Origin of the sequence: Cryobacterium sp. TMT4-10 (assembly GCF_004403275.1) — a bacterium.
GTDB classification, from domain to species: domain Bacteria; phylum Actinomycetota; class Actinomycetes; order Actinomycetales; family Microbacteriaceae; genus Cryobacterium; species Cryobacterium shii.
Genome location: NZ_SOGU01000096.1, coordinates 42,663 through 69,465 on the forward strand (window position 1 = coordinate 42,663; position 26,803 = coordinate 69,465).

The window sequence follows — 26,803 nt, forward strand, 5'->3', positions numbered from 1 at the left end:
CGGTCAGGACTGCGCCGCGTGGCTGATCGTCAGCTGCACGGATACCGTGTTGATGAGCGTCTTCGAGAGATAGAACGGCGCCCCGTCGTGCTCGAGCGCCTGGGTGAGGATGAGCACCGGACTGGCGGCCGGCAACCCGAGCAGCCTGCCCCGCGTGGCGCCGGGGACACCGATCGCGAGGTCGGTCTCGCCGGGTCCGAAGGTCGGGCCGAGAACGGCGATGAGGGCGGCCAGCGCGCTGCTCACCGGGGTGCCGGCGGATCCGCCGGCGGAGACGGCATTCACGGCGGCCGCGCCGAGCTGGGTCAGTCCCTCGCCGGGGACGTGTTCCTGGAGCAGGGCGATCGGGGCGCCGTCCCGGGAAATGACGCTCTCGATGAACCACGACGGCTGGTCGGGGCGGATGCCGATGGCGTCGGCGGTGAACGCGGGTGACGTGGTCTGGAGTGCGGTCTGGGTGCGCCGGACCTGAACGGCCGGACCGGTCTCGCCGAGGAGCACCTCGATCGGGCGGATCTTCTGCAGTCCCAGGTGGGGCAGCCGGTCGGCGACGAAGCGCCCGATGCCCCGGCGGGAACGCACGAAGCGGTCTTCCTCGAGAAGCATGAGAGCCTCGCGCACGACCGTGCGGCTCACGCCCATGGCCGTGCCGAGCTCGGTCTCCGAGGGGAGGAGGGAGGCGATCGGCAGGGTTCCGCTGCGGATCGCCTCCGTGATTCGCGAGTACACGGCCACCCGCAGCGGGATGCCTCCGGTGCTTTCGAGCGGCCCGGCCAGGGCCGCCTCGGTGCGTCGATCCATTCGTCTCCCCCATTGGTTGGTCGAGTATATCGTGCACATCTGGCGTACTTGTATAACAAGCCTGTACACTAAGCATGTCGACCTTGTGGTTGCTCCAATGAAGGAGTCTGTTCATGTCCGTGCTTGTCCCCGACGTGACCGCGGCGCCACCGCGCACGCGGGCGCCACAACCCGTCGGCGTGCTGATCGGCACGCTGGTCCTGGCGATCCTGACCTTCCAGCTCAACGCCACCCTGCTCTCCGCGGCTCTGCCGGCCGTCGGCGAACAGCTCGGCGAGAGCACGCAGGCCGTCTCCCGGGTGCAGTCGACGTTTTTCCTCGCCGGGGCCGTCTTCGGCGTGGTCTTCTCCCGCTGGAGCGACTTCCTCGGCCGCAAGCGCAGCCTCGTGATCGTGCTCGCCCTGCTCCTGATCGGCACCGTGATCTGCGCGCTGGCCCCGAGCCTGCCCGTGCTCTTGATCGGTCGGGTGCTGCAGGGCGCGTCGAACGCCACCTTCACGATCTCCTTCCTGCTGCTGTCCGAGCGCTTGAGCAGCCGGCTGTTCGGCATCTCCGTGGGCATCATCACCTCGGTCAACGGCGGTCTGTTCGGCCTGGACGGCTTCCTCGGCGGCGTCGTGACCGACACCATCGGCTGGCGGTTCCTCTTCGTGATCACGCTCGGCCTGGGCCTGGCCGCGATCACCTGCGTCTTGCTCTTCGTGCCCCTGGATGCGCCCCGGAACCGGGACGGCTCGATGGACTGGTGGGGCGCCGGCATCCTCTCGCTGTTCCTGGTGCTGCTGACCAGCCTGATCTCGCAGGCCTCCTCCTCCGGCTGGTCCGACGCCCTGACCCTGGGCTATCTCGTCGGCACGATCGCGGCCGGCGCCCTGTTCGTCACGGTCGAGAACCGCACCCGTCGACCCCTGATCCCCATCCGGGCGCTGCGGTCGCGCCAGGTCTGGCCGCTGCTGCTCACCACGGTTCTGACCCTGGCCGGCGTCTTCTCCGCACTCAACTTCACCGTGGTCATGCTCAGCCAGGACGAGCGGGTCGGGTACGGCCTCTCAGCGTCGATGTCAGCGCTGCTCTACCTCACCCCGACCGCCTTCGTCGGCGTCACCGCGGCGATCTTCTCCGGCTACCTCGCGGTGCGGATCGGCTGGATCACCTCCCTGCGTCTGAGCAGCGGCCTGATCACGGTCACCGCCGTGGCCCTCGCCCTGTTCTCGGCCGACCGTTGGCTGGTCTTCGGGCTGCTCATCGTGATGGGCGTCTTCTACCTCGGGCTGTTCCAGAGCTCGGTCAACGGGGTGTCGGTGCTCAACTCGCCGCCGGAGGCCCGCGGCGCCCTGCCCGGCCTCAACGGCGCCTGCTTCGGGATCGGGATCGGCACCGGCATCGCCCTCGTCGCACCGGTCGTGGCCACGGCATCCGTCGCCGGCTACCAATCGGCGCTGTGGATCTCTGCGGGCCTCACCGCCGCGTCGTTCCTCGCCTCCCTGATCCTTCGCCCGGCCGCATGAGAGCGGATTCCACCCAGGGCCGCCCGGCCCGGAACACTGAGAGGGAGAGCACCCGATGACTCCCCACCTGACCCCGATCTACCTCGACTGCGGCACCGGACCCGACGATGCGCTGGCGCTCGCGTTCCTGCTGGCGACGCGGGGCATCCGCCTGGCCGGAATCGGCACGGTGGCCGGCGGAGTCAGCGCGGCCATCGCCGCCGCAAACGCGCTGAACCTGCTGGAGACAGCCGGCCGCGACGCCATCCCCGTGGCGGTCGGCGGGTTCGACCCGGAGAGCGCGGGCTCGCGGCGCGGCGCGGCCCCTGTGCACGGCCGGAACGGAATCGGCGACGTTCTGCTGCCACGATCACGGCGGCACCCGGTGGAGGAAAGCGCCACCGAGCTCCTGATCCGGCTCGCGCACGAGAACCCGGGTGAACTTGAGATCGTCACGCTCGGCCCGCTGACGAATCTGGCCGAGGCGCTCTGCCTCGACCCGGAACTGCCCCGGCTCGTTCGACGCGTGACCGTCAGGGGCGGCGCCGTGTTCGCTCCGGGCAACGCGGGCCCGTACGCCGAGGCCAACATCGCCGCCGACCCCGCGGCGGCCGCGGACGTCTTCGCCGCCAGCTGGCCGGTCACCCTGGTGCCGCTGGACGCGACCCGCCGGCACACGTTCGACGACACCCACCGGCGGGCCCTGGCCTCCGCCACCGGTCTCACCCAGCAGGCGCTGGCCGAGATCGTCGGCAGCTGCCTCCCTCGGGTGGCCCTGCACAACTCCGCCGCCGCGGCGTTCGCGACCGGCGACGTCGAACCCGAGCGGGCGCCGACCCTCCGCATCTGCGTCGACACCGGCGCGGGGCCCCGCCGCGGCCAGACCCGGTTCGCCAAGCTCGAGGACGTGGTCGAGGACCTGGTGGACGCCGACGCGCCCCGCGGCCAGAACCCCCACGAGGCCCGGGTCGTGCTGGCCCTCCGGGGCGGCGTCGCGGCTCCGCTGCTCGAACGGATGCTGTCCCTCCCCCGGGCAGACGTGCGCGTGCCCGCCCGGGTGCCCGTGCCCGCCTGAGGCGCCCCGCCCTCAGCCGAGGTCGAACCTCACGCCGGTCAGACTCTCGCTGACCTCCCAGAGGCGCCGGGCATCCGTCGCATTCTGCGCCCGCACGGAGCGGTCGACGGGTCGGGGGTTGCCGCGTTGCTGGCCGCGGCCGTCCGGGCCGAAGAAGGTGTCGCCCGCGAGCCCGGGCACGGTGGCCGCGTAGAGCGACGGCAGGGCGCCCATCTCGGCCGGCTGCGCGAGCCAACGGTTGGCGAGCCCGCTGAGACGGTGCTCGACCGCGCTGCCCCGCATCTCGGCCCCGACCGTCTGCAGGTTGGTGGCGGCCCACCCGGGGTGCGCGGCGAGTGCCAGCAGCGCCCGGCCCGCCTCGTCGATGCGACGCTGCAACTCGCTCGTGAAGAGCAGGTTGGCGAGCTTGCTCTGACCGTAGGCGGCCCAGGGGCGGTACCGCGCAGCGCCCATCAGGTCGTCGAAGTTCAGCCTGCCGCGCCGGTGCAGGGTCGAGGACACCGTGACGACCCGCGCGCCGGGCCAGGACAGCAGCGAGGGCAGCAGCAGCCCGGTCAGGGCGAAGTGGCCGAGGTGATTGGTGCCGAACTGCAGCTCGAATCCGTCCGCGGTGGCACGATTCGGGATGTTCATCACCCCCGCGTTGTTGACGAGCAGGTCCAGGCCGGCCGGGTTCTCGGCCGCTCAGGTCTCGGCGAAGGCGCGAACCGAGGCCAGGCTCGCCAGATCCAGCGCGCGCACCCGCACCGCGGCATCCGGTGCGGCGGCGCGCAGCCGCTCGGCCGCGGCCTCGCCGCGCTCGATATCGCGCACGGCCAGGGTGACGGATGCGCCGTGCGCCGCCAGCTCGGAGGCCGTCACGAACCCGAGGCCCGAGTTCGCCCCCGTCACGATGGCCGTCCGGCCGCTGAGGTTGGGGATGTCGACGGCGGTCCAGCCGGGGCTGGTGTCGGTCGGTGCGGCCATGTCGAGTTCCTCTGCTGGTGGACGTAGGGTCACCCCAGTCTGCGTGATGGTGCTGGGCTCGATGCTTTCGCAGGCATCAAGGGCGGCTTATTTCTCTATATTTACCGGGTGGACATGACGAATCCCCACGAGTGTTCGTCTAAGGGGGGACTGGTCGAAAATCGCGACCCAACCCTGGAAATTGATCGAGGCCCCATGCTCCCCATCGACACGAACACCCTCACCCGCGCCTCGTTCTGCGCGCGCGGACCGTTGAGCGACCTGCTCCTGACCGCTCTGGACGGCCCGCTGACACCGGGACAGGCCCTGCTGACCGACTTTGAGACCGCAGTCGCTGCCGCCATCGACTGCAGCGGCTTCGTCATGGTGGACGACGACCTGCAGCTCACCCTTTTTGTGCTCTACGGCCTGCACTACGGCGGCGTCGTTCCCGGTGACGAGAAGTGGGAGTGGCATCCGTCGACCATCGCCGCGCGAATCCTGATCGAAAATGCCCTTGAGGCGCAACTCCGGCACTCGGTGGCTCAACCGCCGTTGCCCGCGCCCACCCGCGACACTGTCGCACGGGCCCTGTTCGTTCTCACCTGCAACGATCAGGGTCCGAGCCTAGCCAGGTATCTTTCTCGACAGGCCACCCGTGAACAGGCCATCGAGTTCGTCGTGCACCGCTCCGTGTACACCCTCAAAGAAGCCGACCCGCATTCGTGGGCGATCCCCCGTCTCACCGGGCGGGCGAAGGCTGCGCTGATCGAGATCCAGGCCGACGAATACGGCGGCGGCGACGTCGAGCGCATGCACTCCGTGCTCTTCGCCTCCACCATGCGGGGGCTGGGGCTCGACGACCGGTACGCAGCCTACGTCGACTCGGTGCCGGCGATCACCCTGGCCTCGTTCAATACGATGTCCATGTTCGGGCTCAATCGTCGCCTGAGAGGTGCGCTCGTGGGGCACCTGGCGGCATTCGAGATGACGTCGGCCATACCCAGCCGTCTCTATGCGGATGGATTTCAGCGACTCGGTTTCGAGTCGGATGTGACCCGCTACTTCGACGAACACGTCGAAGCGGACGCCGTTCACGAACAAATAGCCGGCCGGGATCTCGCCGGATCGCTGGCCGAGGACGACCCCGCCCTGCTGGGCGACATCATGTTCGGCGCCAGCGTCTGCCTGACCATGGACGGCCTGGTGGCCGACCACATGCTCGGCCGGTGGAAAGATGATCTGTCCTCGTTACGGTTCCCGGCCGTGGGCGTTGCCCACCTGAGCGCCGTCGCAGCGCCGTGAGCCCGGCCGACGTTCAACCCGCCACAATCACGGCCTGCCCGGACGGCCCACTGCTCGTGCGGGGCGATTTCGAGCTCCGCTCGGAAGACAACGCCGTGATTCCCCGAACCCGCCGAACCCTTGCCCTCTGCCGGTGCGGGGCGTCCGCCATCAAGCCGTTCTGTGACGGCACCCACAAGCTCGTCGGGTTCACGACCGGGCCACCCGATCAGACCTGATCGGACGGCCCGGCCTCGGTGGTTCCCGTGCTATTTCTTCTTCAGCTTCTTGGCGTGATCCTTGACGAAGTTCGCCTGGTCCTGAGGAGGCCGTTCGTATTCGGTTGCCTGCGGACGATCGGGGATCGTCACTTTTTCCGGTTCCCGATGCTCGTAGGGGATTTCGGTCAGAAGGTGCTTGATCGAGTTGATCCGGGACGCGCGCTTGTCATCGCTCTCGATCGTCCACCACGGCGCATAAGACAGGTCCGTCGCCGCGAACATGGCGTCCTTGGCCCGCGAGTAGTCCTCCCAGCGGGTGATCGAAAAGAGGTCCGTGTCGGAGAGCTTCCACCGGCGCATCGGATCCTCCAGACGGGAACGAAACCGTTCTTCCTGAACCGTGTCGGACACCGAGAACCAGAACTTGACCAGAATGATCCCGTCGTCAACCAGCATCCGTTCCACCTGGGGGACCTGTTCCAGAAACCGGTGGTACTGCTCATCCGTGCAATACCTCATCACCCGTTCGACGCCGCCGCGGTTGTACCAGGAACGGTCCATCAGCACGATTTCTCCGGCGGTGGGGAGCCGCTCGATGTATCGCTGGAAATACCATTGCTTCTGCTCTCGCTCGCTCGGAGCGGGGAGTGCGACGACGCGAGCGGAACGCGGATTGAGGTACTGGACAATCCGTTTGATGGCGCCACCCTTGCCCGCGGCGTCTCGGCCCTCGAAGATGACCAGCACGCGCGCGCCGGTTTCGATGACCCACTGCTGCATACCGACCAGCTCGGCCTGCAACCGTTCCAGTTCTTGCTCATACAGGGGCTTGGAAACGCGTTTGACGGCGCCGGCCTTCTTCGACTTTGACACGGGGATCCTTTCAGCGTCGGCAATGGTCCTGCCTTGCGGCCGGACTGATCCTAAGTGCCCCGTGGTTGAAAGACGGGATACGGCGCGCAGATCCACGATCTACGGCCTGACTGTCAGTGATCACCAGATTTCTCACCCTAATATCCGCCACGACCATCCCGCGCAGACACTTTGGAGCCAGCCCATGTTTCTTCTCTTCGGCACTCGTGCCCACCCGGCACTGATGAACAGCGTCTCGTTCGTATGCGGATACTGCGGAACCCTCGCCGAGCAACAGGTGGTCAGGAACTCCCTCAGGCTGACCCTGTTCTTCATACCGCTGTTTCCGCTGTCGACGACCTACTCGAACACCTGTACCCACTGCGGCGGCACCACCAAGCTGACGGCCGCTCAGGCCCGCCATTCACATTCACTGGAATGGGCGCGCACGCACCCCGCGATCTAGCGTCCGCATGGGAACCGCCTGCACCCGGGAAGTCCGGGTGCAGGCTCCAGACCACGACAATGAGAAAATAGACGGATGACCGCAACACTCGTGGCCCAGGGCCTCGCCGGCGGGTACGCGCACCGCACCCTCTTCGACTCGCTCGACCTCACCGTGGCACCGGGCGACGTCGTGGGCGTCGTCGGCGTGAACGGGTCCGGCAAGTCCACCCTGCTGCGACTGCTGGCCGGCCTGACCGAACCGCAGGCCGGCAGCGTCAGCCTCGCCCCCGCCGACGCCTTCGTCGGCTGGCTGCCGCAGGAACTCGAGCGGCTCCCGGGCGAGACCGTGGCCGGCTATCTGGCCCGCCGCACCGGCTGCACCGCCGCGACGACCGAGATGGACGAGGCGGCATCCGCTCTCGGCGACCCGGCGCCGACGCCCCGGGCCGACGGCCTGGACCCCGCCGACGTGTACTCCGTCGCGCTCGAACGCTGGCTGGCCAGCGGCGCCGCCGACCTCGACGACCGCCTGCCGGTGGTGCTCGCCGACCTCGGCCTCGCGCTGGGCACCGATCTGGCCGAGAACACCCTGATGACCTCGCTCTCCGGCGGGCAGGCAGCCCGGGTCGGGCTCGCCGCACTGCTGCTCTCCCGATTCGACATCGTGCTGCTCGACGAGCCCACGAACGACCTCGACCTGGACGGGCTGGAGCGGCTCGAAGCCTTCGTCCGTGGCCTCCGTGGCGGCGTGGTGCTCGTCAGCCACGACCGCGAGTTCCTGGCCCGCTGCGTCACCCGGGTGCTCGAACTCGACCTCGCCCAGGGCGCGAACCGGGTCTTCGGCGGCGGCTACGACTCCTACCTCGAGGAGCGCGACACGGACCGCCGCCACAAGCGGGAGCACTACGACGAGTTCGCGGAGAAGAAGGCTGACCTGGTCGGTCGGGCCCGCACCCAGCGTGAATGGTCGAGCCAGGGCGTTCGGAACGCCATGAAGAAGGCCCCGGACAACGACAAGCTCCGGCGCAAGGCATCCTCCGAGTCCAGCGAGAAGCAGGCGCAGAAGGTGCGCCAGATGGAGAGCCGCATCGCGCGCCTGGAGGAGGTCGACGAGCCGCGCAAGGAGTGGCAGCTCGAGTTCACGATCGGCAGCGCTCCCCGCTCGAGCACCGTGGTCTCCACGCTGAGCAACGCCGTGCTCCACCAGGGGGACTTCACCCTCGGGCCGGTCTCACTGCAGATCAACGCCGGCGAGCGCATCGGCATCACCGGCCCCAACGGCGCCGGCAAGACCACCCTGCTGCGCGCGCTCCTCGGGCGGCAGGCCCCGGATGCCGGCACCGCGAGCCTGGGTTCCCGCGTCGCCATCGGCGAGATCGATCAGGCCAGGGCGCTCCTGTCCGGTGACGCGCCCCTCGCGTCAGCGTTCGAGGGCCTCGTGCCCGACCTGGCCACGGCCGAGGTGCGCACGCTGCTCGCGAAGTTCGGCCTCAAGGCCGACCACGTCAACCGTGCGGCCGACGATCTCTCCCCCGGCGAGCGCACCCGAGCCGGCCTGGCCCTGCTGCAGGCGCGCGGCGTCAACCTGCTGGTGCTCGACGAGCCCACGAACCACCTCGACCTGGCCGCGATCGAACAACTCGAGCAGGCGCTGGAGGCCTATGAGGGCACACTCCTGCTGGTCACCCACGACCGACGGATGCTGGCCACCGTTCACACGGACCGGCACTGGAGCGTCGACCGCGGGACCGTGACCGAGGCCTGAGCGCCTGAGCGCCTGAGCGCCTGAGGCCTAGAGTGACCGAGGCCCAAGTGACTGCGGCCCAGGCGCCGGGCTCAGTCTCGGTCTCGCCTCGGGCCCGGTCTCGCCTCGGGCCCGTTCTCGCCTCGGGCCCGGTCTCGAACCAATTCGACGGAGATTGTGGCCTAAAACCACGGTTTCGAACGGTTCTGGACCGATTTCGGCAGAATCTCCGTCGAATTCGTTCGGGCCGGATCGGCGATGGCCTGTTCAGCGCCGACGGACCGCCCGTGTCGCTGGAACTGCTCGCTGCAGAGGCCGCTTCGGAGAAGGGCGCAGTTCTCCTGCGCTACCGCTCGACGGGTGTCGCCGCGGCTGCGGGCGACATGACCCGGCCTTCCTGACGTCAGTCTCGCAACTCGAGGTACTTCACGATCAGGGCCTTCGTGGACGAGTCCTGGGATTCGAGAGCGTCCACATTCCCTTCAACTGCAGGAGCGATCTGTTGCGCAAGCTGCTTTCCAAGCTCGACCCCCCATTGGTCGAATGAGTCGATGCCCCAGATCGTGCCTTCGGTGAAGACAATGTGCTCGTACAGGGCGATGAGCTGGCCGACGACGCTCGGGGTGAGGGCCGGCGCAAGGATCGACGTGGTCGGCCGGTTTCCGCTGAACTCGCGGGCCGACACGACCGACTCGTCGGCACCTGAGGCGCGCACCTCTGCGGCCGTTCTACCGAATGCGAGCGCCTTGGTCTGGGCGAAGAAGTTCGCCATGAACAGTGCGTGGACGTCCTGGCCGGGCTCAACGGCGCTACCGTCGCCGGTCTCGTCCTTGAGCGCGTGGGCAGGGTTCGCGACGGCGATGAAGTCCGCGGGGACCAGGCGCGTGCCCTGGTGGAGGAGCTGGTAGAAAGCGTGCTGACCATTCGTACCCGGTTCGCCCCAGAAGATCTCGCCGGTATCGGTCGTGACAGGTGACCCATCCCACCGGACGCTCTTCCCGTTCGATTCCATCGTGAGCTGTTGCAGGTAGGCCGGGAATCGGTGGAGATTCTGTGCGTAGGGGAGCACAGCGTGGCTCTGGGCCTTGAGGAAGTTGGAGTACCAGACGTTGAGCAGTCCCATCAGGACGGGAACGTTCTGCTCGAGGGGCGCTGTTCGCATGTGCTCGTCGAGGACGTGGAAGCCGGAAAGGAATTCGCGCCAATTGTCAGGGCCGATGGCGACGACCACGGAAGTGCCGATGGCAGAGTCGACCGAGAAACGACCGCCGACCCAGTCCCAGAATCCGAAGACGTTCTCGGGATCGATGCCGAATGCCGCGACCTTGTCGAGAGCGGTCGAAACGGCGACGAAGTGCTTGGCGACGGCCTCGACGCGGGCGGTGTCCGTATCGACGATGGCACCTGAGCTGAGGAGCTGCTTCCAGAGCCACTCTCGGGCCAGACGGGCGTTCGTGAGCGTCTCGAGGGTGCCGAACGTCTTTGACGCCACGATGAAGAGGGTGGTCTCAGGGTCGAGGTCCGCCGTCTTCTCGTAGACGTCGGTCGGGTCGATGTTCGAGACGAAAAGGCACTCGAGGCCTGCTTGCACATACGGCTTCAGCGCTTCGTAGACCATCACGGGGCCGAGGTCGGAACCGCCGATCCCGATGTTGACGACCGTCGTGATGCGTTTGCCGGTGATACCGGTCCAGGCACCGGACCGAACCTTTTCTGCAAATGCGTAAACCTTGTCGAGGGTGGCGTGCACCTCGGCGTCGACGTCCTCACCATCTACCACGAAGCCCTTCGGCGGCACGAGGTCTGCGCCGTCCTTCGGGCGGCGCAGCGCAGTGTGGAGAACCGCGCGGTCTTCGGTCACGTTGATGTGTTCGCCGGCGATCATGGCCTGGAATCGACCGGAGACGTCGATCTCCTTCGCGAGCTGCACTAGGTGCGTCAAGATCTCGTCGGTCAGGAGATTCTTCGACAGGTCGATGGTGAGGTCGGCTGCTTGAAAGGTGTATCGACCGGCTCGTCCTGGGTCGGTGTCGAACCAACCGCGGAGATCCGGGGAAAAGCCGTCGGCGATGGCGGCGAGTTGACTCCAGGCTTCGGTGGACGTGGGATCAACGGGGGCGGATTCGGTCATGGGTTTCTCCTGGATGCCGGAACAGCAAAGTGCCCGCGACTCCCGCAACGCGAGGCGGATCACTTACCAGCCTATTGCGGCGGCAGGCTTCCTCACTCCCTGAGGTAGAGCTCCAGGGCCGGCACGCGCATCATCGCAAGGGCCCGTTTCTCGATCTGGCGGATTCGTTCCCGAGTCACACCCTCACGGGCGGCGATCTGGTCGAGCGTGCGAGGCTGGTCGCCATTGAACCCGAACCGGGCTTCCAGAATCGTGCGCTCCCGTGTGGGCAGTGCATCGAGATGGAACGTGATGTCCGACCGGCGCAGGGCAAGTGCCGCGTATTCCTCCGGCTGGGGCAGGTCGTCGTCCATGATCAGTTCGGATATGTCGGCCAGACCCTCTCCGAGCGGGGCCTGGAACGAGATAGGTTCAAGGTCATAGTCGAGCAGAGCCCGCACCTCGGCGATCGGCGTCCGGCACGCCTCGGCCAGCTCCGCCAGAGTGGGTTCGCGGTGGAGAGTGCCGGTGAGATCGCGGCCGATGCGCTTGATCTTGTTGAGTTTCTCAACGGTGTGCACCGGGAGGCGTATGGTTCGTGCGGCGCCGACCATGCCCCGGTGGATGGACTGCCGGATCCACCAGATTCCGTAGGTGGAGAATTTGTACCCCGTCATGAAATCGAATTTCTCCACCGCGCGCAGCAGCCCGAGGTTACCGTCCTGAACGAGATCCATGATCGGAATCCCGCGGCCGGAGTACTGTTTGGCGACGCTGACCACCAGGCGCAGGTTTGCTTCGATGAACCGTTTCTTCGCCCGATCGCCGTCCCGGGCGAGCCAGGTCAGGTCCCGGTCCGCGTCCGGATCGGCGACACCCCGGGCGAGTCTCTCAGCCGCGAACAGGCCCACCTCCATCCGCCGGGCCAGGTCGACCTCCTCCTCCGCAGCCAGAAGCGCGACCATGCCGATCTTGCGCAGGTAGAAACCGAACGTATCCGTCGGCCCCCGACCCAATCGCGTCGTCGTGGCGGCCGACTGGGCCGCGTGCAGAAGGGGTTGGGCCGGTTCGGCGGCGGATTCCGATTTGTCGGATAAGGTGGCCTGGACCGGTGAGCTCACTGGGTGACCGTCCCGCCCGTGATGCTCGCCACTGCGCCGGCCAGGGACGACACGTACGTTCTCTCCAACGGCCGCGTCACATTCATGACCTCAAAAACGTCACTGAATTGATGGATAAAACCCAGCAGAACCGGTCCGTCACCGCCCGTTCTTCGACGATCCTGAACTTGCCAGGCGGTGGGAGTCAACGCGGTGACATTCACGTCACCGCCGGGACGTGAGGAATTGTCATATTTAAACATAGAGACCTATTCGAAGATTTGAGAAACGAGAATACACACCGAGCGGAGCCTTCTCAAGAGGCAAAATCGCCCAGGCAAACCGATCTGCGACCCCCTGGCAACACGCCCAGTCGCCGGATTGCAAACCCGGCAGCCTGTCCAGCCTCCGCGCGCGAGCAAGCACTTCCTGCTCCGTCTACTTCGACCAAGGCTGGGAGGAACCTGAGACAGTCAGTGGCAGCCCGCGTCGGGGCATGAGAGATCGGCGTCGGCAAGCGTCATAGGTAGTACCTATCCCTGTACATGCCCGTACGGGAAGGCGAATCGCACCGATGAGGAGTACTCCGTGACTGGACGCAATACCGTTGTTCGAAGTCTGCATGATGTGGGATTGGCGCTGTGGTCAGGGGGCGCCTTGATGGGCGCCGTCGGGCTCAACGGGAGCGCTTCGACCGCCAGGGATCCTCGGGAACGCGTGGCCCTGGCCAGCCAGGGGTGGAAGAGGTGGGCGCCGGTGCAGGTGGCTGCGCTTGCCGCATACGCCGCGGGCGGCGCGGGCCTGATTCTCGGCAACAAGGCACGTCTGGCCGGCCAGTCGGATAGTCGCAGGAACACGGTCCTGGAACTTGCCATCGCTGGTGTGGCCGCGGGCACAGCGCTGTACTCCGGCATTCTCGGCAAGAAGATGAGTGAGCATTCGGGAGAGGCGACCGCCGGAACCACCGAGGCCGGTCCGGGCGTGTCTGCGGAGCTTGAGTCGGCCCAGCGGCAGCAGCGGGTGCTGCAGTGGGTGACGCCCGCTCTCACGGTGATCATGATCGTGCTTTCCGCCCAACAGGGTGAGCAGCAGCGACCGGTTGCCGGGTGGATTGCGCGGTTCGCACCAGACTCCCGCTAGTCGATGGGTCGGGCCACCGGTGATCGAGCCTGTCGACATCGCCCTCTGAAGGGGTCGACATGCAGTCCACCGGGGCCCGACCAGCGACCCGGACGGGCTTCTTCAGGCCTTCGGTCAGGTGTGGACGACGTTCTACGGCCGGGGGCGCGACGCCCGCATCTTCTGGATCACGGCTTTGCCCTGCGGGCTGCGCAGGTACTTGGTGACCAGGGTCACGACCACGGGGACGTACTTGAGCAGGCGAGGCATGGCGATCTCTTTTCGTCTGAAGTTCTTTGGGTGCGAGAGTGCGGAAGCGGCCGGGCGGAACGGGCCGCCCAGCCGCCCTGTGCTGGTAATCCGTGCCAGAGTCAGCGGCCGAGTACTTCGCGGTCCACGCGACGGTGGAACCGCATCCCGGCGAGTCCGCCGACGATTGCGCCGGCAAGGCTGACCAGAACGATGACGATCGCGGTGATGATGCTGCCTGCCGTGAGGTCTCCCGAATTGAGCGGGATGCTGGGAAGGCTGTTCAGGTTCCCCAGGATATTCAGCTGGCCGCCGGCGATGACACCGATGGTCCCGGCGACGGCGGCGATCACGATCGCCCACACCCACACGGCGATTCCCTGCTTGATGCCGTCGAAGCGGGCCATGCGACCGGCCACGTAGCCGCCGCACAAATAGGACACGAACACCACGACTGCGAGCACGATGGCTCCGATCAGTGCGATGGTGCCGGCGTTGTCGGCAGCAGTTCCGGCAGCCTGATCGGCGGAATCGGACTCGCCCAGGCCGACTGCGGCTCCGGCGGCAGCGAACAGGGCGGTAAGGATCACTGCGGTGCCGGTGGCGGTAAGCCAGCCGAAGAAAGCCGATCCCCACTGGATTCCGCCGAAGCGGGCCGCGTCGCGTCCGACGACCGGGTCGCGGCGGACGCCGTCGTCGCCGCGGACGCCCTCGTCGCGGATGGTCGCCCCATTGCCCGCGGGGACCCCAGCGACGGAGCCGGGATCGTCAATGTTTCGATTGATGTTTGAACCGGATGAGTCGTATGTTGCCATGGCAATAGCTCCTCTACTGATACGAATATGGACCTGAGGTCCCGCCGAGACGGAAAACGGTCCCCGCGAGAATCTCTCAAGATGTAGTCGCATCTCGGGGGGCGTTCGTCACAGAATCAGGCGATGGATTTAAACGACGACGCGCAGGCAACAGCGAGACACCTCGACGCCATGATGGGCGACATACCCGCCTGAATCGGACCTGGGTCGACGAACGGTTCGGCCGGGGCCGGCTCAGTCGTCGGCGGCAACCAGGTAGCGGTGGCGCACGTGCCGGCGGTCAGTGCTGGCCTGCCAGAACTCCACCTCCACCGGCCGCACGGCGTACAGCTGCCAGGTCGGGTTCGGTGAACCGTCGGCGCCTGGCCGCTCGTCCCAGTCTGCGGCGGACTCCTCGGCTGACAGTTCGACGATGGTGCCGACCACGCGTACCTGGCGGCCGAGGCCAGACCAGAAGAAATTCATGGCGACCCACGGATGCTCCGCCAGCTCCCGGCCCTTGCGCGACGCCCTCGAGGTGGCGAAGTGCCAGCCCTCGGCGTCGAGGTTCTTCAGGATCATCATTCTCGACGACACCGCACCGGCAGCGTCGGAGGTGGAGAGGGTGAACGCGTGCGGCTGGGGCAGGCCCGCGTCGAGTGCGTCGCCCAGCCATTCCCGGAACAGGTCGGCCGGGTCGGACGGCGCCGTGGCCGGGTCGAAGACCGGAAGATCAACGGGAAAATCCGGCAGGGAACGCAGCATGCTGCGGAATGATTCGCTCACGCCGCGAGCCTAGTGCGCGTTCCCTGCCGGATCCTGACCGGTGGTTCGCCCTGCAGCCTGGATTCAGGCGGAGAGCGTCAGAACGAGACTCCGCAGACCAGCGCCGCGTTCGCGAACGGCGTGGCCTCGCCCGTGCGGATAAAGAGCTTCGCCGAGGCGGAGAGGCTCTTCAGGTCCTCGTGACTGATGTACTCGATCTCATCGAAGCGCTCGGACAGCCACGCCCCGGCGGGCGCGGTCCTGGCTTCCTCCGCCGCGACGCAGCCCTGGAATACGAGCTCGTCGCGCAGGGCGTCGAGCACCTGCTCGAACCGCGGAATGCCGTGCACCAGCGCCAGGTCGATCACGGGGACCCCCCGAGGGATCGGCATGCCGCAGTCCGCGAGGAGAACGATATCCGTGTGCCCGAGCCGGGCCAGCGCGCCCGACAGTTCGGCGTTCAGGATGCCCCGCCGCTTCATGCGGGCACCGTCCCGTCCAGAGTCGGCAGCGCGTCGGCGAGGGTCGGATACGAGGTCTGGGTTCCGCGGCTCTGCACCGCGAAGGCCCCGACTCGCACGGCCAGCCGAACGGCCTCCGACAGGGTCACCCCCGCGGCCAGCTGTGCGCTCAGGGCGCCGACGAAGGCGTCGCCGGCTCCGGAACTGTCCACGGCGACGACCGTGGGCGAGGCCACGGTGTGGGTGCCGTCCCGGTCGGCGCAGATGGCTCCCTTCGCGCCGCGGGTCAGCACGACGGATGCGACGCCCCACTCCAGCAGCCGGGCGACAAGCTCGGCGTCCTCCGTCGGGATCGGGCGGTCCGGCTCCAGTTGCGCGAGCACGAGGGCGGCCTCGTGCTCGTTCACGACCAGCGGGTCCGCGCGGCGGATCGCCGCGGCATCCAGTGGGATCACGGGCGCCAGGTTCAGCACGACGCGCCCCGTCGCCAGCCGCGTTGCGGCGACGATGCCCGCGGCGGGGATCTCGCCCTGGAGCACCACCACGGCGGCCGACGCGATGACGGCCGCGTTGGCCTCGACGGCCTCGGCCCCCATCATCGCGTTGGCACCGGGGATGACCACGATCGTATTCTCCCCGTCGTCGGCCACCGCGACCAGGGCGAGCCCGGTGGGACCGTCGACAGTTCGCACGGCCGACTGGTCGACGCCCGCGCGGGTCAGGATCGCCGTAGCCACCTGGGCCTGCGAGTCCCGGCCGACGGCGCCGACCATGCGCACGGAGGCGCCGAGCTGGGCCGCGGCCACGGCCTGGTTGGCGCCCTTGCCGCCGGGCAGGAACTCCATCGACGTTCCGATGAGGGTCTCGCCCGGCTGCGGGTGCCGGTCGATCCGGATCAGCTGGTCTACGTTGATGGATCCGACGACGACCACCGACCCGGGCCCGGTGTCGCCGGACGGTGCAGGGAGAGTGCTGCCGGTGAAGTCACTCACTTGGCGAAGTCGCCCACATTCGTCTTGGTGACGGAGACGACCTCGACGGGAACGTTCTTCTCGATCTTCTCGCCCTTGATGGCCTTGACGGCCAGTTCGACGGCGAGCTTGCCGAGTTCGGCCGGCTGCTGCGCGATGGTGGCGACGAGGGTGCCGGCCTTGATGGCGGCGAGTCCGTCGGAGGTGCCGTCGAAGCCGACGACGGAGACCTCGGTGCCGGCCTTGGCGCCGAGGGCCTGGATGGCGCCGAGCGCCATCTCATCGTTCTCGGCGAAGAGTCCGGTCACTCCCGGGTTGGACTGCATCAGGTTGGTGGTGACGTCGAGCGCGGCGGCTCGGTCGAAGTTCGCGGTCTGCTTGGCGACCACGGTGATCCCGGGGTAGGCCTTCATTCCCTCTTCGAAACCGGCGCCGCGGTCGCGGCTCGCCGACGTTCCGGAGACGCCCTGCAGTTGGATCACGCTGCCCTTCTCGCCCATGGCCTTGGCGAGTTCGTCGGCAGCCTGACGACCGCCCGCCACGTTGTCGCTGGCGACAAGGGAGTCGAGGTCGGCACCGTTGACCGTGCGGTCAACACCGATGACCGGGATACCGGCCTTGAGCAGGGCGTTCACGGACGAGGCGGCGGCATCCGAGTCAACCGGGTTCACGATCACGGCCTTGGTGCTGCCCGAGGCGGCGGTCGCGAGCTGGTTGGCCTGGGTGGCCGAGTCGTTCTGGGCGTCGACGATGTTCAACTGCACTCCGGCGTCCTTGGCGGCGGCCTGGGCGCCGTCGCGCAGTTCAACGAAGAACGGGTTGTTCAGGGTGGAGATGGCCATCACGATCTTGTCGCCGGAGGCCTCGCCCCCGCCGCCACGGCCGCAGGCGGTGGTTCCGGCCAGGATCAGTGCCGCGGTGGCAGTCAGTGCTGCAATTTTCAAAAACGAGGACGACTTCATTGTTTTTCCTTTGGGTGTAGTTGGTGTAGTTGGTGTAGTTGGTGTAGTTGGTGTAGTTGGTGTAGTTGGTGTAGTTGGTGTAGTTGGTGTAGTTGGTGTAGTTGGTGTAGTTGGGTGGTGCGGGGTGAGAGGGTCAGCTGTTGCGGGTCTTGCGGCGCAACACGTCGACTCCGACGGCGAGGGCGATGACGAGGCCGATCACGACCTGCTGCCAGAACGAGGTGACGTTGAGCAAGTTGAGGCCGTTGCGGATGACGACGAGCACCAGGGCGCCGACGAAGGTGCCGGAGATCTTGCCGAGGCCACCCGAGAGGGACGCACCGCCGATGACGACCGCGGCGATGGCGTCGAGCTCGTAGCCGGCCGCCGCCTGGGGCTGGGCGGAGTCGAGGCGGCCGGCCAGCAGCAATCCGGCGAGGGCTGCGAAGAGGCCGGCCAGGGCGAACACGGTGACGAGGATGCGCTTGACGGGCAGTCCGGACAGCCGCGCCGCCTCGGCGTTGCCGCCGACGGCGTACATGGAGCGGCCGATCACGGTGCGGTTGAGCAGGAACGAGGCAACCAGGGCCGCGAGCACGAGGATCACGATCGGCATCGGCACGGGTCCGATGTTGCCGCCGAGGAAGGAGACCTCCGCGGCGGTCTTGATCGGGCGGCCGTCCGAGATGACGAGGGTCAGGCCGCGGGCGACGCTGAGCATGGCGAGGGTGGCGATGAAGGAGGGCAGCTTGCCGTAGGCGTTGGCCAGTCCGTTGATGGTCCCGGCCAGGAGACCGACCGCCAGGCCGCCCAGGAGGGCGAGCCAGCCGGGGAGGCCGCCGCTGGCGAAGAGCCAGCCGGACGACATGGCCGACAGGGCCGCCACGGCGCCCACCGACAGGTCGATCCCGCCCGCGACGATGACGAAAGTCATACCGAAGGCCAGCACGGCCACGGTCGACACCTGGATGCCGATGTTGAGCAGGTTCTGCGCGGTCAGGAAGTCGGGGGTCGCGATGAACAGGGCGATGCAGAGAACGACGAGGCCGACGAGGGCGCCGTTGTTGGCGAGGAACTTCTTGTAGTTGAAGCTTCGGCGCTTCGCCGGCAGGATTGTGGTGGACATGGTGTGCTTCCCTATCTCTAATCGTTCTGCTCGTCGACATCGCGGGCGGCGAGTGTCATGACTGCGTCTTGGGTGGCTTCGGCCGCGGTGAGCTCGCCCGCGATCCGGCCGTCGCGCATCACGAGGATGCGGTCGCTCATGCCGAGAATCTCGGGCAACTCGCTGGAGACCATCAGGATGGCTCCCCCGGCCGCCGTGATGGCGTTCATCAGTTCGTAGATCTCGACCTTGGCGCCCACGTCGACGCCGCGGGTGGGCTCGTCAAGCAGCAGCACCGTGGAAGCGGCGATGATCCAGCGGCCGAACACGGCCTTCTGCTGGTTACCGCCGGAGAGAGCGCGGATCGGCTGGTCGATGGTGTGCATCCGGATGCGCAGCTTCTTGGCCACTTCCGAGGCCCGGCGGCGCTGGCCGGTGAAGTCGACCAGCCCCATCCTGGCGGTGGACGCGAGGGTGGCGTAGCCGAGGTTGTCGTTGACGGATGCGTCGAGCACCAGCCCCTCTCCCTTGCGGTCCTCGGGCACGTGCCCGATGCCCGCGGCGATGGCCGCCGGGATGCTGCCGTGGGGCAGGACCTGTCCGCGCACCGCGACGGAGCCGGAGGAGTAGTTGTCGACCCCGGCGATGGCCCGGATCAGTTCGGTGCGGCCGGCTCCGACCAGCCCGGCGATGCTGAGCACCTCGCCGGCCTTGACGGTGAAGCTGATGTCGTCGAACTTTCCGGCCGAGGTGAGCTTCTCGACCCGGAGGATCTCGGCGGCCTCGCCCGAATGTCCGGCAACGCGCGGGAACTGGTCCTCGATGCTGCGGCCGACCATGAGTTTGACGAGGTCGTCTTCGGGCGTGGACGCGGGCACTTCGGCGATGAATTCGCCGTCGCGCAGCACGGTGACGGTGTCACCGACCTCGGCGATCTCGTCGAGGTGGTGGCTGATGAACAGCATCCCCACTCCGCGGCGGCGCAGGTCCGCCATCACGGCGAACAGGCTTTCGGTCTCGTGGCGGGTCAGGGCGGCGGTGGGCTCGTCCAGAATCAGGATGCGGGCATTGATGCTCAGGGCCTTGGCGATTTCGACCAGTTGCTGCTGGGCGATGCCCAGCTCGCCGACCAGGGTGTCGACGTCGACGTCGAGCCCGATCAGGGCGAGGGCGGCGCGCGCCCGGTTGCGCAGGGCGCTGCGGTCGACCATGCCGTGTTTGGTGGGCGTGCGTCCGAGCATGACGTTCTCGGCGATGCTCATCGTGGACACCAGGTTGAGTTCCTGGTGGATGGTGGCGATTCCGAGCTCCTCGGCGGCCCGGGTCGTGGGCAGGACGACCGTCTTCCCGTCGACGACGATGTGACCGGCGTCGGGTTGGTACACGCCCGCCATCATCTTGATCAGGGTGGACTTGCCGGCGCCGTTCTCGCCGAGCAGCACCTGCACCTGGCCGGCGTAGACGCTGACGGTGACGTCTTTGATGACCGTCACCGGGCCGAAGGTTTTGCCCACGTTCTGCAGGGTGACCAGTGGTTCTTGACTCATTTCAGTTCTTCCTCGGGCGGAGCCCGGCTGAGGGGGAGATGGGCGACGACGATGAGGCCCGGATGATGAGTTCGCTGGGCAGCACCACCGATTCCGGGGTACCGCCGGCGATGACCTGCAGGAGCATCTCGACGGCCAATCGGCCCATGTCTTCGACGCTGTGGGAGATGACGCTGAGTGCGGGGTTGAGCAGGGCGAACCACTCGACGTCGTCGAAGGCGATCATCGCGATGTCCGTGCCGATACGCAAGCCCCGCTTGTGCAGGATGGCGAGGGCGCCCACGGCCATCAGGCTGTCCGCGGCCAGCAGGGCGGTGGGCGGCTCGTCGAGGTCGAGCAGCGCATGCACGCCCGCCGAGCCGCTCGCCGCCTGGAAGTCACCGAAGTAGACGAGTTCGGGGTCCTGGCTGAGCCCGGTGTCCGCCACGGCAGAGGTGAAGGCCGCGAACCGCTCCCGACCGGTCGAGGTGGCTTGCGGGCCCGAGATGTACCCGATCCGGGTATGACCGACGGATGAGAGGTGCTCGACGGCCTGGCGGATGCCGGCCTCACTGTCGGTCGTCACGCTCGGCACATCGATGCCGTCCACCGTGCGGTCGACGAACACCGTGGGGATCTCCCGCTCGATCAGGGAGGCGATGCTGCCGCTGCCGTCGCCGAGCGGCGCCACGATGATGCCGTCCACCCGGCGAGAGATCAGGGTGTCCAGGTAGCGGTCCTGCTGTTCCTTGCGCTCATTGGCGTTGCCGAGCAGGGTGACGTACCCCTCGGAGAGCGCGGCCTGCTCGACGGTGTGGGCGAGGTCGGCGAAGAACGGGTTGCGAACATCCGACACCAGCAGGCCGATGGAATCGCTGCGGGTGGAGCGCAGTGCCCGCGCCTGGGCGTTGGGCCGGTAGTCCAGCTCGGTGATGGCCGCGGCCACCCTGGCCCGCGCCCCGGGCGAGGTGGCCGGGTTGCCGGAAAGCACACGGGACGCGGTGGCCGCCGAGACGCCGGCCAGCGACGCCACATCCTTGATCGTGATCTCCGCCATCGTGTCACCCCTTTGTGTTCATGGAATCGTTTCCATGGAATCGATTCCATACTAGATCGCGAGGTGAGCGAATGTCAATGCGTGCCGCCCTGCGAGCCGCAACGGGCCGACCCCTGCCGGGCGGAGAACCGACCCGGCCGATCAGGCCTGGGGCGCGAGGCCCCGGTCCGCGTTAAGCAGCCCGAGGGCGAAGTACTCGACCCGGTTCTTGCCCTGCGCCTTGGCGGCGTACATCGCCACGTCGGCCCGGTGCACCAAACCCTCGACGCCGACCCCGGGGATCGCCGTCGCGACGCCGATGCTGGCGCCGACCCGCACGGAGCGCCCGCCTGCACCGCCGCCGATCGGGAAGGGTGCGTGGATGGCCGCCACCATCCGCTCGGCCACCGCGGCCGCGGCCTCCGGGGTCGTGTCCCGCAGCAGCACCGCGAACTCGTCGCCGCCGAGTCGGGCGCAGAGGTCCGTCGGACGGGTGCAGCGCAGCAGCCGGGCTGCCACATCCACCAGCAGGGCATCGCCGGCGCCGTGACCTAAGGCGTCGTTGACGTCCTTGAAGTCGTCCAGGTCGAGGAACAGCACCTGCGTTTCATGCGAACCGGCCTCGGCGATCGTCTCGGCCAACCCGGCCAGGAACGACGATCGGTTGTCGAGCAGGGTCAGCGAGTCGGTGCGGGCCAGCATCGTCAGGTCCCGGTGGGCGTCGCTGGTGCGGATCGCCAGGGCCACCTGGGCGACGAGGCCCCGCACCGACAAGAGAACCTCGGCGGGCATCCGTCTGGGGGCGCCGACCAGCAGCCAGCCGCGGTGATCGCGGCCCTCGAAAGCCAGGCACTCCCACATCACGGGCGTTCCGACGGCGGCGTTGAGGGGTGCCGGGTCGAGGATGCGCGCGTAGGCGGACCCCGGCCGGGTGAACAGCACGTCGGCCGCCAGCCGGGTCGGCGCCGTGCGGAAGGTGCCGGCGGTTCCGTCCACTCTGAGGTCAGAGCCTTCCGCAACCACTCTGAGCAGGCGCAGCCCGGGAGCGGCGGCGCATAAATCGGTCGAGGCATCCCAGGCCAGGGCGATGATCGCGTCAGGGTCTACCGCGCCGAGCAACTGGGCACCGGTCTCGGCCAGAACCCGGTCGCGGCCGATGCTCTGGTCCCGGGCCACGAGGGATTTGCCCAGCTGCCGGGCGATGGCCACGGTGACGAAGAGGGCGGGAAGCACCGCCGAGTAGATGCCGGGATCGATTCCGAACTCGGTCCCGAACAGCAGCGGCCACAGCCCGAAGGGCAACCCCAGAGCGGCCGCATAGAGGCAGACCCGGAGCAGCGCCTGCCAGGCGGAGCCGTACAGGCTGCGAAACCACAGGGCCCCGAACACGACAATCACCACGGCCCCGGGCTGGGGTGAGGCGAGCGCGATGCCGATGAGCGCCGCCGCATCGACGATGTCCAGCCCGACGGGGGCACTCCCGCGGCGATAGCCGAAGATCCAGGAGGCAGTGAGCATCAGCGCAGCGGCCGGGCCCAGGATCATCAGGCCGCCGCGGGCGCCGAGGAGCACGCCGGGAACGGTGAGCGCCGCCGAGACCACGGCCAGCCAGAGGAAGAGCCAACGGACGCCGTCCGCGACGCCCCGGGGCCGCGCCGCGGCAATCGGGCGGGCCCGATCGAGCACGAGGCCGTGCGCCGCTGCGTCCATGCTTTCAACGTAGGCGACGGCCGCCGCCGTGTCCCCCTAAACGAGGACCCCAGTTCGGGGGCAGGCGGGCGCCGGGTGCCGGTCGCCCGCCATCCCTCTCGCACCGCCAGTGCGTCCATTCCGGTCGAGAGTGCCCGTTGCGCCGGTCACACTCGACCGGAACGGTCACACTCGGCGGGCCTGTGGCTAGGGCCGGGGACGTCCGGTGAACGCGTCCATCGACCGGTAGACGCCGAATACCCGGCCCGCAACGGCGTCCCAGAGCGGCAACGGCAGCACTCCGCGCACCACGGTGGAGAGCCCGACCGTCCACGGCATCGTGAGCATCGGACGGCCGGCGAGCATCGCCCGCCACACCCGGTCGACCACGTGATCCGGGGTCATCAGCGGAGTCAGCAGCGGCCCGCGGGCCCCCGCGAACATGCCGGTGGAGATGTAGCTCGGGCTCACGGTGGTGACCTTCACGTGGCCGTACCTCTGCTGCACCAGTTCGAGGCGCAGCGAGTCGCTCCAGCCGATCAGGGCCGCCTTGGACGCCGCGTACACGCTCATCCGCGGGTTGGACAGCAGCCCCGCCGCCGAGGCGACGTTCACGATCCGGGACTCCCGGCCCGGGTTGTTCATCATCATCGGCAGGAATTCCCGGGTGATGTACATGGGCGCGAGCGCGTTCACCTGCATGGTCGGCCGGGTGTCGTCACCGTTGTCGTGCTCCCAGAAGAAGGATCCGCGCACGATGCCGGCGTTGTTGATCACGATGTCCGGGTGTCCCACCTCGGTGCGCACCCGCTGGGCGGTCTGCGCAATCGCCCCCAGGTCGGCGATGTCCACGACGAAGGGGGCCACGAGGGTGCGGCCGGCCGATCGCTCGGTCAGGATGGCGGCGGTCACGGCGAGCGCCGCGGCATCACGGTCCCAGAGGATCACGGCCTCGGCGCCCTCGGCCACGGCCCGCTCCGCGTAGAGGCGGCCCATGCCCATGGCTGCGCCGGTGATCAGCACGCGGGCTCCGGAAACGGTTCGAGTCATGGACCAATCATCCCAAGAAGGGCGGACCCGCGTCTTACGCCGGGCGCCGGCTCGGCGCTGATCCGCATTCCAGCGGCTACTCAGCGACGGATGGGATCGTAGAGATCCCCGACTCAGCACCCGAGCCAAGGAGCACACCATGGGATTCTTCGACCGACTCTTCGGAACCGAACCGCAGGCGCAACGCGAGCAGCGGCCCCGCCCACCCCAGCGCACCGACGACGAGATCGCCGTGGAGCGTTACCAGTACCTGCTGCGCACGGCGCCGCCCGAGACGATCGAGCAGGTGCACACGGAGGCGTTCAGCAAACTCACCGATGAGCAGCGGGACCTCCTCTTCCGCCAGCTCAGCGAGAGCGTCGGCGCGAGCGAACGCCCGGCGAACGCCGAGCCGGCCGCGCTGGCTCAGGCGGCCACCCGGGCGGAACTGCGGCAGCCCGGCACCCTCGCCCGCAGCTTCGGCAACCAGGGCGGCTCGGGCCAGGGCGGCCCGAGCTTCGGCAGCATGGTCGGCAGCTCCCTGCTCGGCACCGTCGCCGGCTACGTGATCGGTTCCGCGCTGGTGAGCGCCTTCCTGCCCATGGATTCCGGTTCGACGGATGCCTCCGGCGACTCGGGCGATTCCGGCGGAGGCGACTCCGGTGGAGACTCCGGCGGCGGCGACGGCGACGCGAGCGGCGGTGCCTCGGGCGGCGGAGATTTCGGCGGTGACTTCGGCGGCGACGGAGACTTCGGCGGTGACTTCGGCTTCTGAGCCACCCGCCCCTCCACCCGCCCACGCGACTTCCCCCTGCCCCCTGCCGCGAGTGCGGGTGAATCGTCGGTTTGGACGCCCCATACCGACGATTCACCCGCACTCGTGGCCGGACGGCGGACCCGGCGGGACGACTGCCGTGCCGGGACAGTGGCGGGGCTGTAACCTGAGGATTCGCGGTGGAATGGCGTCGCGACGGCGTGTGCCGCGGCATCCGTCGGCTGAGACTGGAACAGGGCTGGTCATCGTGCGCGAAGCCGGGGTGTTGATCCTGCTGCGGCACGGCGAGAGCACCGCGAATGCCGCCGGGCTGTTCACGGGCGTGCTGGATGCGCCGCTGTCGGAGCAGGGCATCCGCGAGGCGCAGGCCGCCACCGCTCTGCTCAACCTCGCGCTGGCGGGCGAGCTCTTGCCCGGTCCCGGCGCCGGCGCCGACCCGCCCCCGGTCACCCTCTTCACCTCGACGCTGGCGCGCGCCCGCCAGACCGCGGCGATCGTGGCCGCCGGGCTGGCCATCCCGCCGGCCCACTGCGACGCCGACTGGCGGCTGAACGAGCGCAACTACGGCGCCCTGACCGGCCGTTCCAAAAACGACGTGCGGGCGGAGTTCGGTGAGGAACAGTTCGTGGCCTGGCGCCGCTCCGTCGACGCGGCCCCGCCGCCGATGAGTGACGCTCTCCACGACGAATTCGCCCGCTCGGCCCTGTTCCGCGGCCTGCCGCCGGCGGCCCTGACCCGCACCGAGGCGTTGAGCGAGGTGATCGAGCGGGTCGGCGCCGTCCTCGAAGAGCGAGTCGACCCGCTGCTGGCCCGCGGCCAGACGGTGCTCGTGATCGCGCACGGCAACTCGCTGCGCGCCCTGTGCGCGGTTCTCGACGGCCTGGACGACCAGCAGATCCGCGACCTGAACCTGCCCACCGGGCATCCGCTGGTCTACCGGTTCGACTCCGCCGACCGGCCCAACCCGGCCGGCGGCCGGTATCTCGACGCCGTGACCGCGCTGGCGGCGGCGGTCAGGCTCGCGAGCGAGGGCGGAACCTAGCGCGCTGCAGGCTCGTCCGTCCCGAGGGGATCCCCGCTCGCGCCGCCTCCCGGGCGCGCGCTGCCTGAGGCGCGGAGCGCCAGGAGGCGGCAGACCGTCGCGACCGCCCGCTCGAGGTTCCTCGGGCCGTCCCGAAGCGCCTGCGACAGGTCGCTGATCCCCGCCACGATCGGCACCAGAACGCTGAACCCGTGGTCGTACAGCGCCTCGGCGCCGTCGCCGATCCGGCCGGCGAACGCGATCACCGGCACATCCGCACGTGCGGCGACCTCGGCCACCCCGAGCGGGGCCTTGCCGCGGAGGGTCTGGGCATCGACGCTGCCCTCGCCGGTGAAGACGTAGTCCGCCCCGTCCAGACGCACGGCGAGGCCGGCCGCCTGCATCACCACCTCGATGCCGCGCCGCATCCGGCAGTCGAAGCAGCCCAGGAAGGCCGCGCCGAGACCGCCCGCCGCGCCGGCCCCGGACTCCCCGGCGACGTCGTATCCGGTGGTCTCGGCCAGCACCCGGGCGTAGACGGTGAGGGCCGCGTCGAGTTCGCGCACCATCACCTCGTCCGCGCCCTTCTGCGGGCCGAAGACGGCGGCGGCCCCCTCCGCGCCGAGCAGCGGGTTGGTCACGTCGCTCGCGATCTCGAACGTCGCGTCGAACAGGCGCGGGTCGAATCCGGCCAGGTCGATCCGGGCCAGCCGTGCCAGGGCGGCGCCCCCGCCGGGAAGGTCCCGGCCGTTTGCGTCGAGCAGACGCGCGCCGAGGGCGTGCAGCATCCCGGCGCCGCCGTCGGTGGTCGCCGATCCGCCCAGCCCGATCACGAACCGGCGGGCGCCCCGGTCCAGCGCATCGGTGATCAGCTGCCCCACGCCGAAGGTACTGGCGTTCCGCGGGTCGCGGTCGGCCGGGTCGATGAGCTGGATGCCCGCGGCCGCCGCGATCTCGATGATCGCCAGCCGTTCGTCGGCGACGTAGCCGTACCGGGCGACCCTCGGCCGGCCGAGCGCATCCAGGGCCTTCGCCACGATCAGGGCGCCGCCACGGGCGGCGACGAGCGCGTCAACGGTCCCCTCGCCGCCGTCCGCCATCGGCAGACCCACACACTCGGCGTCGGGGAACACGGTCCGGATGCCCCGTTCCATGGCGGCGACGGCCTCGGCCGCGGACATGGACTCCTTGAACGAGTCGGGGGCCAGAACGAACTTCATGAAACGATCCTCCCGGTCACGGATGCCCGCCGCAAA

General features: G+C 68.6%; 25 protein-coding genes and 1 pseudogene. 9 read left to right on the top strand and 17 right to left on the bottom strand.

Annotation, left to right across the window (positions count from 1 at the left end):
* Nucleotides 1-3 precede the first annotated feature (3 nt).
* Entirely contained in the window at nt 4-801 is a 798-nt protein-coding gene (locus E3T42_RS14760; RefSeq protein ID WP_134366894.1) for a GntR family transcriptional regulator, read from the bottom strand.
* 113 nt (nt 802-914) lie between these two features.
* On the opposite strand from E3T42_RS14760, the gene E3T42_RS14765 reads away from it, so the two are divergent.
* Nucleotides 915-2,309 (top strand): MFS transporter, encoded by a 1,395-nt coding sequence (locus E3T42_RS14765; protein ID WP_134366893.1) that lies wholly within the window; start codon nt 915-917, stop codon nt 2,307-2,309.
* Between the two features lie 55 nt (nt 2,310-2,364).
* Nucleotides 2,365-3,363, top strand: a complete 999-nt coding sequence (locus E3T42_RS14770; RefSeq protein WP_134366892.1) for a nucleoside hydrolase — start codon at nt 2,365-2,367, stop codon at nt 3,361-3,363.
* A gap of 12 nt (nt 3,364-3,375) precedes the next feature.
* Here E3T42_RS14770 and E3T42_RS14775 read toward each other — a convergent pair.
* Nucleotides 3,376-4,329, bottom strand: a pseudogene (locus E3T42_RS14775) (oxidoreductase).
* Between the two features lie 195 nt (nt 4,330-4,524).
* Between E3T42_RS14775 and E3T42_RS14780 the strand changes: the two are divergent.
* The gene (locus E3T42_RS14780) at nt 4,525-5,613 is read left to right on the top strand and encodes an iron-containing redox enzyme family protein (protein ID WP_134366891.1); all 1,089 of its coding nucleotides are present in this window, start codon (nt 4,525-4,527) and stop codon (nt 5,611-5,613) included.
* Nucleotides 5,610-5,831 carry a CDGSH iron-sulfur domain-containing protein gene (locus tag E3T42_RS14785; protein WP_134366890.1) on the top strand — a complete coding sequence of 74 codons (222 nt, stop codon included), beginning with the start codon at nt 5,610-5,612 and terminating at the stop codon, nt 5,829-5,831. Before E3T42_RS14780 ends, E3T42_RS14785 begins: the two co-directional genes overlap by 4 nt.
* Before the next feature lie 30 nt (nt 5,832-5,861).
* On the opposite strand, the gene ppk2 is transcribed toward E3T42_RS14785, so the two are convergent.
* Nucleotides 5,862-6,686, bottom strand: a complete 825-nt coding sequence (gene ppk2, locus E3T42_RS14790) for a polyphosphate kinase 2 (RefSeq protein ID WP_198418102.1) — start codon at nt 6,684-6,686, stop codon at nt 5,862-5,864.
* Nucleotides 6,687-6,870: 184 nt separating this feature from the next.
* On the opposite strand from ppk2, the gene E3T42_RS14795 reads away from it, so the two are divergent.
* Both E3T42_RS14795 and E3T42_RS14800 read left to right on the top strand, forming a co-directional pair.
* Complete coding sequence (locus E3T42_RS14795) at nt 6,871-7,131, top strand: zinc-ribbon domain-containing protein (protein ID WP_134366889.1); 261 nt, start codon at nt 6,871-6,873, stop codon at nt 7,129-7,131.
* 75 nt (nt 7,132-7,206) lie between these two features.
* The gene (locus E3T42_RS14800) at nt 7,207-8,877 is read left to right on the top strand and encodes an ABC-F family ATP-binding cassette domain-containing protein (RefSeq protein WP_134366888.1); all 1,671 of its coding nucleotides are present in this window, start codon (nt 7,207-7,209) and stop codon (nt 8,875-8,877) included.
* Between the two features lie 382 nt (nt 8,878-9,259).
* Here the strand turns inward: E3T42_RS14800 and pgi are convergent, their stop codons facing one another.
* The 3 genes from pgi to E3T42_RS14815 all read right to left on the bottom strand — a co-directional run bounded on the left by pgi (nt 9,260) and on the right by E3T42_RS14815 (nt 12,329).
* Nucleotides 9,260-10,987, bottom strand: a complete 1,728-nt coding sequence (gene pgi / locus E3T42_RS14805; protein ID WP_134366887.1) for a glucose-6-phosphate isomerase — start codon at nt 10,985-10,987, stop codon at nt 9,260-9,262.
* 92 nt (nt 10,988-11,079) lie between these two features.
* Nucleotides 11,080-12,087 (bottom strand): RNA polymerase sigma factor RpoD/SigA, encoded by a 1,008-nt coding sequence (locus tag E3T42_RS14810; RefSeq protein WP_134366886.1) that lies wholly within the window; start codon nt 12,085-12,087, stop codon nt 11,080-11,082.
* Nucleotides 12,084-12,329, bottom strand: a complete 246-nt coding sequence (locus tag E3T42_RS14815) for a hypothetical protein (RefSeq protein WP_134403242.1) — start codon at nt 12,327-12,329, stop codon at nt 12,084-12,086. Before E3T42_RS14815 ends, E3T42_RS14810 begins: the two co-directional genes overlap by 4 nt.
* 364 nt (nt 12,330-12,693) lie before the next feature.
* Between E3T42_RS14815 and E3T42_RS14820 the strand changes: the two genes are divergently transcribed.
* On the top strand, nt 12,694-13,206 hold the full coding sequence (locus E3T42_RS14820) for a hypothetical protein (protein WP_241976208.1): 513 nt from the start codon (nt 12,694-12,696) through the stop codon (nt 13,204-13,206).
* A 350-nt stretch (nt 13,207-13,556) separates the two neighbouring features.
* Here E3T42_RS14820 and E3T42_RS14825 read toward each other — a convergent pair whose 3' ends face one another.
* The 10 genes from E3T42_RS14825 to E3T42_RS14870 form a co-directional block, all read right to left on the bottom strand.
* Nucleotides 13,557-14,249, bottom strand: a complete 693-nt coding sequence (locus tag E3T42_RS14825) for a hypothetical protein (protein ID WP_134403243.1) — start codon at nt 14,247-14,249, stop codon at nt 13,557-13,559.
* Nucleotides 14,250-14,483: 234 nt separating this feature from the next.
* The gene (locus E3T42_RS14830) at nt 14,484-15,014 is read right to left on the bottom strand and encodes a pyridoxal 5'-phosphate synthase (RefSeq protein ID WP_134403244.1); all 531 of its coding nucleotides are present in this window, start codon (nt 15,012-15,014) and stop codon (nt 14,484-14,486) included.
* A 77-nt stretch (nt 15,015-15,091) separates the two neighbouring features.
* Nucleotides 15,092-15,475, bottom strand: coding sequence for a D-ribose pyranase (gene rbsD, locus E3T42_RS14835; protein ID WP_134367774.1), 384 nt, complete (start codon nt 15,473-15,475; stop codon nt 15,092-15,094).
* Complete coding sequence (locus tag E3T42_RS14840) at nt 15,472-16,446, bottom strand: ribokinase (RefSeq protein ID WP_134367776.1); 975 nt, start codon at nt 16,444-16,446, stop codon at nt 15,472-15,474. Before E3T42_RS14840 ends, rbsD begins: the two co-directional genes overlap by 4 nt.
* Nucleotides 16,443-17,387 carry a substrate-binding domain-containing protein gene (locus tag E3T42_RS14845; RefSeq protein ID WP_134367826.1) on the bottom strand — a complete coding sequence of 315 codons (945 nt, stop codon included), beginning with the start codon at nt 17,385-17,387 and terminating at the stop codon, nt 16,443-16,445. The genes E3T42_RS14840 and E3T42_RS14845 overlap by 4 nt, the downstream gene beginning before the upstream one ends.
* Nucleotides 17,388-17,520: 133 nt before the next feature.
* Nucleotides 17,521-18,492 (bottom strand): ABC transporter permease, encoded by a 972-nt coding sequence (locus E3T42_RS14850; RefSeq protein WP_134367778.1) that lies wholly within the window; start codon nt 18,490-18,492, stop codon nt 17,521-17,523.
* Nucleotides 18,493-18,509: 17 nt separating this feature from the next.
* Complete coding sequence (locus E3T42_RS14855) at nt 18,510-20,018, bottom strand: sugar ABC transporter ATP-binding protein (RefSeq protein WP_134403245.1); 1,509 nt, start codon at nt 20,016-20,018, stop codon at nt 18,510-18,512.
* A 1-nt stretch (nt 20,019) separates the two neighbouring features.
* Nucleotides 20,020-21,054 (bottom strand): LacI family DNA-binding transcriptional regulator, encoded by a 1,035-nt coding sequence (locus E3T42_RS14860; protein ID WP_134367782.1) that lies wholly within the window; start codon nt 21,052-21,054, stop codon nt 20,020-20,022.
* 141 nt (nt 21,055-21,195) lie between these two features.
* Nucleotides 21,196-22,743: a GGDEF domain-containing protein gene (locus tag E3T42_RS14865; RefSeq protein ID WP_134367784.1), complete on the bottom strand. Its 1,548-nt coding sequence runs from the start codon at nt 22,741-22,743 to the stop codon at nt 21,196-21,198.
* Between the two features lie 186 nt (nt 22,744-22,929).
* Nucleotides 22,930-23,772 carry an SDR family NAD(P)-dependent oxidoreductase gene (locus E3T42_RS14870; protein WP_134403246.1) on the bottom strand — a complete coding sequence of 281 codons (843 nt, stop codon included), beginning with the start codon at nt 23,770-23,772 and terminating at the stop codon, nt 22,930-22,932.
* 139 nt (nt 23,773-23,911) lie between these two features.
* On the opposite strand from E3T42_RS14870, the gene E3T42_RS14875 reads away from it, so the two are divergent.
* Nucleotides 23,912-24,526, top strand: coding sequence for a hypothetical protein (locus E3T42_RS14875; protein ID WP_134403247.1), 615 nt, complete (start codon nt 23,912-23,914; stop codon nt 24,524-24,526).
* Between the two features lie 184 nt (nt 24,527-24,710).
* A complete protein-coding gene (locus E3T42_RS14880; RefSeq protein ID WP_134403248.1) occupies nt 24,711-25,568 on the top strand; it encodes a 2,3-diphosphoglycerate-dependent phosphoglycerate mutase in 858 nt (285 codons plus the stop codon).
* Here the strand turns inward: E3T42_RS14880 and E3T42_RS14885 are convergent.
* Complete coding sequence (locus tag E3T42_RS14885) at nt 25,565-26,767, bottom strand: glycerate kinase (RefSeq protein WP_134367790.1); 1,203 nt, start codon at nt 26,765-26,767, stop codon at nt 25,565-25,567. The two genes, E3T42_RS14880 and E3T42_RS14885, sit on opposite strands and share 4 nt — an antisense overlap.
* Nucleotides 26,768-26,803: the final 36 nt, after the last annotated feature.